Source organism: Candidatus Caldatribacterium sp. (assembly GCA_014359405.1).
Classification (GTDB): domain Bacteria; phylum Atribacterota; class Atribacteria; order Atribacterales; family Caldatribacteriaceae; genus Caldatribacterium; species Caldatribacterium oleiphilum.
Genome location: JACIZN010000082.1, coordinates 1 through 3,832, shown reverse-complemented (window position 1 = coordinate 3,832; position 3,832 = coordinate 1). Strand labels below are relative to the sequence as shown.

At 55.9% G+C, this 3,832-nt stretch carries 5 protein-coding genes (1 of these 5 cut by a window edge); 2 read left to right on the top strand and 3 right to left on the bottom strand.

Features of this window, described 5'->3' with window-relative positions; genetic code table 11:
* Positions 1 to 375, top strand: the final stretch of a protein-coding gene (locus H5U36_07225) for a hypothetical protein (protein ID MBC7217915.1). 972 nt of this gene lie to the left of the window's left edge; the window shows 375 of its 1,347 coding nt (coding positions 973–1,347); the start codon falls outside the window, past its left edge; the stop codon is at positions 373 to 375.
* Positions 353 to 682, top strand: coding sequence for a carboxymuconolactone decarboxylase family protein (locus H5U36_07220; protein MBC7217914.1), 330 nt, complete (start codon positions 353 to 355; stop codon positions 680 to 682). Before H5U36_07225 ends, H5U36_07220 begins: the two co-directional genes overlap by 23 nt.
* On the opposite strand, the gene hflC is transcribed toward H5U36_07220, so the two are convergent.
* From hflC to H5U36_07205, 3 genes are all read right to left on the bottom strand, one after another.
* A complete protein-coding gene (hflC, locus tag H5U36_07215; protein ID MBC7217913.1) occupies positions 639 to 1,532 on the bottom strand; it encodes a protease modulator HflC in 894 nt (297 codons plus the stop codon). The genes H5U36_07220 and hflC overlap by 44 nt on opposite strands.
* Positions 1,525 to 2,514, bottom strand: a complete 990-nt coding sequence (hflK, locus tag H5U36_07210) for an FtsH protease activity modulator HflK (protein MBC7217912.1) — start codon at positions 2,512 to 2,514, stop codon at positions 1,525 to 1,527. The genes hflC and hflK overlap by 8 nt, the downstream gene beginning before the upstream one ends.
* Before the next feature lie 68 nt (positions 2,515 to 2,582).
* Positions 2,583 to 3,832, bottom strand: a 1,250-nt coding sequence (locus tag H5U36_07205; GenBank protein MBC7217911.1) for a HAMP domain-containing protein, incomplete at its 5' end; no start/stop codon positions are given.

Sequence of the window (3,832 nt, the reverse complement as noted above, 5' to 3'; positions counted from 1 at the left end):
TTTCGCCATGGCCCTTCCTTTTTCGTTCCTCTAACCCAGGGGGAGATTGCCGAAGCCCTTGGGATGAGCGTGAGTGGGGTTTGCCAGGTTCTCAAGGGGAAGTTCCTCCGGTTTCCTGATGGTCTTGTCCGAAGCGTCAAGTTCTTTTTTGACGCCTCGTACCCCGCGAAAGAGGCCATGCGGTCGCTCATTGCCCGGGAGGACCCGAATCATCCCCTCTCGGACCGAGAAATCGCAGAAAAACTGAAGTCCCAGGGGATATTCATCGCCCGGAGAACCTGTGCGCTCTACCGGGAAGAAATGGGAATTCCTCCGGCGTACCTGCGCCGGCGTATGAAAGGACGGTGGCACCATGGATATTCAGGGCTTTCTTGATGAGTACCGAAAGGGTATCCGAAGCCTGCGGGAACAGTCCCCAAAGAGTGTTGAACCGTTTCTCTCCTTCTACGACGCCATCATGACGGATGGAGCCCTGTCCCTCAAGGTAAAAGAGCTCATTGCCTTGGCCATTGGCGTTGCGATTCACTGTGAGCACTGCGTCATCCTCCACGTGCGGGGGGCAAAGAAAGCGGGAGCGACTCCCGAAGAAATTTTTGAAGCCGCCCAGGTTGGGGTTGTCATGGGCGGGGGACCGGCATTCACCTTTCTTCCTCTTGTGGCTGAGGTTCTTGCAAGCTCCTGAGGTAAAGGAGAATATCTGAGGCGGGGGTGAGGATAAAGGTATCACCTTCTTTGAAGGACTTCTTGTACACCTCAAGAGTCCGCAGGAAGGCGAAGAATTCGGGATTCTTCCGGTACGCCTCCGCATAGATTCGCAGGGCCTCGGCTTCGCCCTCGCCTCGGAGAATCTGGGCTTTCTTTTCTGCCTCGGCAAGAATGAGGGCTCGTTCTTTGTCTGCCTCGGCCCGAATCTTTGTCGCCTCTTCCTCACCTTCGGAGCGGTACTGTCGAGCTTGGCGCTCCCTCTCGGCTTTCATCCGCTGGAAAACGGCTTCCTCGTTTTGCTTGGGGAGATCCGCCCGCTTGATGCGGACATCCACAATCTCCACCCCGAATTCCTTGGTCTTCTCGTTGGACCTTGCGGTTACTCTTTCCACGACCTCTTTTCGGACCTTGGAGACGAGATCAAAGAGGTCTACCCGTCCGATTTCAGTTCGAAGCTCGGAGTACACCACATCGTCGATGCGGATGATGGCTCTGTTCTCGCTCACCACCGTTTGGAGGAAAAGAAGGGGGTCAGCAATGCGCCAGCGGACGTAGCTGTCGACCACAAGGGTTTTCTTATCCTTGGTGATGACCTCCTCAGGAGGCGAGTCGTACTCCAAGAGTCGCCGCTCAAACTTCCGGACCACCTGGAAGGGATACGGGAGCTTCAGATGAAAGCCACTTTCCCGGACAACCCGAACGGGTTTCCCGAACTGCACGATGACCCCCTGCTCAGTCTCGTCAAGGACGTACCAGGGCTTGAAAACGGCAAGAAGGATAAGGAGAACAGCAACCAGGCCCACGTACCACCGCCACGTCCTACTCATTGTTCTCCCCCTCACGAAGCGGCAAGAACTTCAGAGTACCCTTTGCGGCCTCCTCCTCGTCAAAGACGAACTTCTTCACCTTGGGCAGAACTTCTTCAAGAGCTTCTAAGCGCAGGCGTCGGCGGGTGACTTCGGGGTTGGCTTCGTACTCTTTCAAGACTGCAAGGAACCGGGCCACTTCGCCTTCGGCTCTGCGGATGACTGTTTCCCGATATGCTTCGGCTTCCTGGATGATGCGAGCTGCTTCCCCACGGGCCTGAGGGAGAATCTGGTTCCGGTACGCTTCGGCTTCGTTGATGAAACGGACCTTATCCTCCCGAGCGCTGGCCACATCCTTGAAAGCCGATACCACTTCCTGGGGAGGCTGGACATCCTGGAGCTGCACGGCAAGAACCCGAATTCCTGCCTCGTACCGGTCGAGAATTTCCTGGAGGAGATTCTTCGTCTCTTCCTGGACCTCAGCTCGGCCGGTGGTGAGCACCTCGTCGATGGTCTTTTTCCCCACCACTTCCCGCAGAGCAGCTTCTGCGGCGTTTTTCACCGCCTTTTCCGGATCTTTGATGCGGAAGAGGTACTGGTACGGGTCGCTGATGCGGAACTGCACAATGAACTGGCAGCTCACAATGTTCTCGTCCCCGGTGAGCATGAGGGACTCCTCGGGCACAAGGGCATACCTTGGTGGAGGGCCAGGACTGAGGGTTCGAAAGCCGATTTCAACCCGGCGAACTTCGGTGATTTTGGGTCGGGCAACGCTCTCAAAGGGGTAGGGGAGATGGTAGTGAATTCCCGGAGGGACGGTACGGTTGTAACTGCCGAGGCGTCGGACAACTCCCACCTCGTCCGGGCCCACGACGTACACGCCGCTTGCAAGGTACGCAACGAGAATCACAAAAAGTGCATATACCCCCAGGCGCCTGAAGAAGCGGAAGAAACGCACTGTGGAGATGTCGATAACTTTCCCCTCAAACCCCTCGTTGTACATAGCTTTATCTTAGCGGAAAAGAGGGAGGAATGCAATACAAAAAGGCGGGGCGAAAACCCCGCCTTCTGTCACACTCTGAACTGCCCCACGAGCTTCTGCAGGTGCTGGGCCATCTGTGCCAGGGCCTGTACGGCGGAGTTGACCTCTTCGAGCGAGGCATTCTGTTCTTCCGTGGAAGCAGAGACTTCTTCGCTTGAGGCGGCGTTCTCTTCGGCCACAGCAGCAATGGAAGAGATGTTCTCGGTGATGTTCTGTACCCCTTGTGTGGTCCGGGCAATGAGGGTGGCGTTGTCCCTTGAGAAGGCAATGACCTCTTCGGCGCTCTGACGAGTCTTTTCCTGGAGCAGAAGGGCTTCCTCCAGAGACTTGACAAGTTTCTCGATGTTTCCTTCAAGTCGTTCAATGGCCGAAAGGATTTCGTTGAAGTTTGCAACCACGTTCTCGCTCTCTTTGTTCCCTGCCTCGACTTCCCTCCGTGCCTGTTCCATGTTCTCGACTGCCTGCCGGGTATCTTTCTGAATCTCCGCAATGAGGGCGCCGATCTGTTCTGCTGCCTTTGCAGATTCCTCGGCGAGTTTGCGCACTTCTTCCGCTACAACGGCGAAGCCCCGTCCTGCCTCTCCCGCTCGTGCCGCTTCAATTGCCGCATTGAGAGCGAGGAGGTTAGTCTGTTCCGCGATACCGGTGATGAGGTCCACAATTTTTCCGATTTCCTGAGAACGTTCTTCGAGGATATGAATGCTCTCCGCTACCCTCTCGCTCACCCGGGCTATGGAAGAGACGTTCTCGATGAGCCGCTGCAGGGCCTGCTTGCCTTTTTGAGCTTCACCACGGGTGGTTGTGCTCTCTTTCTTCGTGCTTTCCGTGGCTTGTCGTATTGTCTCGAGAGCCTCCCGGTTCTTCGTGAGGTTCTCCTGCACAAGGGCAAGGAGTTCCAGATTCCTCTGGGTGGCCTGGGCGATTTTCTCGCTCTCTTTCCCTATCCGTGCAGCCTCCTCACCTATCTTCTGGAGCTCCTCACTCTGGCGGGTGGAGCCTTCTGCAACCTGAGAGATGGTCTTGGTGATTTCCTGGGTGGCTTTCGAGATTTCGTCGATGGAGGAAGCTATTTCTTCACTTGAGGAGGCCAGGGAAGAGGAGGAATTGAGTATCTCAGTCACAAGCTCCTTGAGGTTTCCAAGCATAGTCAAGAAAGACCGGGCAAGGACTGCTACCTCATCGCTTCCGGAAGCAACCTCTTCAACGGGCCTTGTATCCACCCGGAGTTCGCCCTGAGCTACCTGGTTGATGATTTCCTTGACCTTGGCAATACCTGAGG

Coding starts and splice junctions, on each gene's coding strand:
- H5U36_07220 (MBC7217914.1), top strand. CDS start 353: ATGGATATTCAGGGCTTTCTTGATGAGTACCGAAAGGGTATCCGAAGC.
- hflC (MBC7217913.1), bottom strand. CDS start 1,532: ATGAGTAGGACGTGGCGGTGGTACGTGGGCCTGGTTGCTGTTCTCCTT.
- hflK (MBC7217912.1), bottom strand. CDS start 2,514: ATGTACAACGAGGGGTTTGAGGGGAAAGTTATCGACATCTCCACAGTG.